This window comes from Leisingera sp. F5 (genome assembly GCF_001593695.1).
The window spans coordinates 1-3,234 of the sequence record NZ_LUKH01000263.1 but is presented as its reverse complement, the minus strand read 5'-3'; the positions used below and the strand labels follow the sequence as shown (position 1 = coordinate 3,234).

The 3,234-nt window shown below is 62.9% G+C and carries 6 protein-coding genes; 2 read left to right on the top strand and 4 right to left on the bottom strand.

All coding sequences use genetic code 11. The features are described from left to right. A partial coding sequence (gene tatB, locus A2I95_RS28550; RefSeq protein ID WP_291735341.1) for a Sec-independent protein translocase protein TatB occupies positions 1-213 on the bottom strand: 213 nt, incomplete at its 3' end. Positions 214-219: 6 nt separating this feature from the next. After that, complete coding sequence (locus A2I95_RS28545; RefSeq protein WP_027258449.1) at positions 220-447, bottom strand: twin-arginine translocase TatA/TatE family subunit; 228 nt, start codon at positions 445-447, stop codon at positions 220-222. A gap of 225 nt (positions 448-672) precedes the next feature. Between A2I95_RS28545 and A2I95_RS28540 the strand changes: the two genes are divergently transcribed. Continuing rightward, positions 673-981: a hypothetical protein gene (locus tag A2I95_RS28540; RefSeq protein WP_291735338.1), complete on the top strand. Its 309-nt coding sequence runs from the start codon at positions 673-675 to the stop codon at positions 979-981. 80 nt (positions 982-1,061) lie between these two features. Continuing rightward, positions 1,062-1,736, top strand: coding sequence for a YafY family protein (locus A2I95_RS28535; protein WP_027258447.1), 675 nt, complete (start codon positions 1,062-1,064; stop codon positions 1,734-1,736). 66 nt (positions 1,737-1,802) lie between these two features. Here the strand turns inward: A2I95_RS28535 and A2I95_RS28530 are convergent, their stop codons facing one another. Together A2I95_RS28530 and A2I95_RS28525 are read right to left on the bottom strand one after the other, a co-directional pair. Continuing rightward, positions 1,803-2,654: a GNAT family N-acetyltransferase gene (locus A2I95_RS28530; protein WP_291735336.1), complete on the bottom strand. Its 852-nt coding sequence runs from the start codon at positions 2,652-2,654 to the stop codon at positions 1,803-1,805. Between the two features lie 42 nt (positions 2,655-2,696). Then, the coding region (locus A2I95_RS28525; RefSeq protein WP_291735335.1) for a TOBE domain-containing protein at positions 2,697-3,234 on the bottom strand (538 nt) is incomplete at its 5' end.

Below are 3,234 nucleotides of genomic sequence, written 5' to 3'. Positions count from 1 at the left end.
GTTCGACGCAGCCTTCAGGCCCTTGGCCATATCATTGACCCCGGCCTCATCCGCCGCGTCATGCATCGCCCGGCTGAACTCGCGCGCCATCCCCTTGGCCTTGCCGACAAACCGCCCCACATTGCGGAACAGCACCGGCAGGTCCTTGGGGCCGACCACGATCAGCGCGACCACGCCGATGACCAGCAGTTCGGTCCACCCAAGATCGAACATCCGCGCTTAGGCCTTGTCTTTTTCGGCCGCAGATTCGGCATCGGGTGTGACATCCTTGGCCACGTCCGCCGCGTCTTCTTCCAGCTCCTTGCTGCCTTCGTTGATGCCCTTCTTGAACGAGGTAATACCTTTGCCAACTTCGCCCATCAGCGAGGAAATCTTGCCGCGGCCAAACAGGACCAGAACCACAACAGCGATAAGCAGAATGCCGGGAAGGCCGATATTGTTGAGCATGAGAATGTCTCCTTACGTGATCCGGCGCGGATTGCAGGCGCCGGTGGAATTGTTCGCTACGGGTTTAGCGCGCAGACAGCATTGAGCGAAAGCAACCCGCACTGCACAAACACCCCGGGACGCGCAGATTCTGCAGTTTTTGCAGCTGCTGCGCATCCAACTGACAGGTATATGTCAGTTGCAGCCCGGTAAATCCAGCCCATCACAGCACATAGGAGAAACGTGATGCGCAAACATGTGGCCGAAATCGTGACCTTCAAACTGGCCGCGGGCGTGAGTCCCGCCGAATTTGTCACTCTCAGCCAGGCCAGCGAGGCTTTTGTGCGGTCCCAACCCGGCTTTCTGCACCGACAGCTGAGTCTCGGCGAAGACGGGCACTGGACCGATTATGTCATTTGGAAGGATATGGAAACGGCGCAGAAGGTGGCCGCCGAATTCCACAGGCAGGACTTCTGCACGGATCTGATGCAGGCCATCGCGCCGGACAGCGCAAAAATGCGCCATGAAGAGGTGCTGTGGGACATGGCGTACTGACTTGAACCTGGCCGCGCCCGGCACCTGCGCCGGGCGCGGCCCTTGACCTTTGCCCCTACTCCGCGCCAAGGGTGGTTCCCATGCGCCGCACCGACCGCCTTTTCGAAATCATCCAGATCCTGCGCGACGGCAAGCTGCATCGCGCCCAGGACATTGCAGAACGGCTGGAAGTCTCGACCCGCACCATCTACCGTGACATGGACACGCTGGCAGCCTCCGGCGTGCCGGTCGAGGGCGAGCGCGGCGTCGGCTACATGGTGCGCGAGCAGATCAGCCTACCGCCGCTTACCCTGACGCCGGAGGAGCTGGAAGCGCTGAACCTCGGCATGGCCATCGTGGCCGAGGCCGCCGACCCCGACCTCAAATCCGCCGCTTTGTCGCTGGCGGCCAAGGTCGACGCGGTGCTGCCGGAACAGACCATCGCCGAAGCCGACGCCTGGAAATTCGCGGTCTACCCGTTTTCGGACGCAGCGCGCGGCTTTGCCCATATGCCAGCGCTCCGGGCTGCCATCAAAGCGCGCCAGAAACTGCAGCTCAGCTACCGCCGCATCGACGGCACCCTGACAGACCGCAAGATCCGCCCCTTGCACATGGAGTACTGGGGCCGGGTCTGGACCCTCACCGCCTGGTGCGAGACCCGTGACGCTTTCAGGGTGTTCCGGGTCGACCTGATCGAAGAGGCCAGCGCCCTACCCGAGCTGTTCGTCGACGAACCCGGCAAGCGCCTGCAGGACTACGACCCATACGGGTCCTGAGCCCCCTATTTCACCTTTGCGCAAATACTCCGGGGGAGGCCCTCAGGGCCGGGGGCAGCGCCCCCCCTATCCAAGTTCGAAACTGGTAACACCGAAAATCAACCCCGTCTCCAGGCGCGGCGCAGTCCCGCGATACATCCGGGCGGTTTCAAACACCGGCGCCAACCCCATAGAACACGCCAGATCCACCGCTTCAGCATGGGGTTCCGGCACATCCAGAAACACCTCCTGCCCTTCCGGCAGTTCTTGCAGCAGCCGGGCCAGAACCGCCTCTGCCGCCGGACGTGACGTGGCAACAAGCGGCCCGATCTTGCAGCCTCTGCCGCAGGGGCGCAGGGTGCCGAAGCCTGCAAGACCGCCATGCTGATACGCGGCACTGGAAACATGCCCCTCAGCCCCCAGCCAATGCTGCCAGAACACCCAGCGCGGCGCTGGGAAGACGCGGGCATCCAGCGCCTCCAAACCTGCCCCCGTTTCTGTCAGCGGTGCCACTTCATAATCCTGCGAAACTGCCGGCCCTCCAGACGGCACCCCGCCAAAGCGGATATTGCGGTACGCGAGTTCAAATCCGGAGCGGCGGTAATTTCCTTGCTGGTCCACCACGCCATCGAGGCCGACACTCCGGCTCCCAGCGTGCTCCAGCGCCTTTTGCCACAGGGCATAGCCATAACCCTGTCCGCGGCAGTCCGGCACGACGATGTAGAATCCAAGGAAAGCAAAGGCATCACTGTAGTTCACCACCGAAATGCAGGCAATCATCCGGCCGTCCAGAAACCCGCCCCAAAAGCCTTGCGGGTCGACAGCGCCAAAGCAAGCCGTATCCCAAGGGCCGGGGTTCCAGCCCTCTAGCGCAGCCCAGTGCACGGCGGTCTGGATTTCCGCGCTGGCCAAGGGTCTGATTTGATAGCTGCCTTGCATCTGCACCTCCTGTTTCATCAGGTGCAGAATGGTCTCTAAACGTCAGTCAGGAAAGACAAAACAGCGGTTACGGCGCACAGTCAGCCACATCACACGGCCACGCTCCGGCAGGAACACATTGGGCACCGTCGCCCTCAGAACTGAGCCGTCGAACTCCATCCGGAACTCGACCAGGCTTTCGCTGCCCAAGAACCGCGCGCGCTCCACCACCGCGCGGGCCGGCACGCCGTCGCTGGAGGTAGGCAGCGGCCCTTGGCCGCCGCGGTCGAAATCGATGCGCAGATGCTGCGGGCGGAACACGATCTCCACCGCGGTGCCGTCCGCCACACCCGGCGCCAGGAACTCGCCAAAGGCGGTGCGCGCCAAGGCTCCGTTCACCTCGGCCTTCAGCACGTTCACGTCACTGAAGAAGGAAACTGCAGCCTTGTCCGCCGGGTGGGTATAAACGTTGTAGGGCGCGCCCTGCTGGACGATTTTGCCACCGCGCATCAGCGCGATTTCATCCGCCATGCGCATCGCCTCTTCCGGCTCATGCGTCACCAGCAGCACCGCGGTGTCTTGTTCCTTCAGCAGGCTCAGC